The organism is Pseudomonas sp. HY2-MNA-CIBAN-0224, assembly GCF_040310285.1.
GTDB classification, from domain to species: Bacteria; Pseudomonadota; Gammaproteobacteria; order Pseudomonadales; family Pseudomonadaceae; genus Aquipseudomonas; species Aquipseudomonas helleri.
Genome location: NZ_JBEOPQ010000905.1, coordinates 1 through 237 on the forward strand (window position 1 = coordinate 1; position 237 = coordinate 237).

General features: G+C 37.1%; 1 pseudogene. It reads right to left on the reverse strand.

Annotated elements, in window-relative coordinates:
- Positions 1-53: 53 nt before the first annotated feature.
- Positions 54-237: pseudogene (locus AAEZ03_RS28865) on the reverse strand (UDP-glucose 6-dehydrogenase); the annotation flags it as partial.

Here is a 237-nt window from a genome sequence, read left to right on the forward strand (position 1 = left end):
TGAGTAAACTGCTTGTGCCTAACGTAGGTGAAGTATTGCAAACTGAGGCCTAATTAATAATCTGACCCATATAGATCTCGAGTATATATTTTATCCAAGCTGTCTTCTAGCTCTTCTGAGAGTCGATTGGCTACTATGATATCTGATATGCTCTTAAACGTATCTAAGTCATTCACAATCTCACAGTCTAAGAAACTAGCTTCATCAGACTTGGGTTCATAAACAATAACAGTCGTA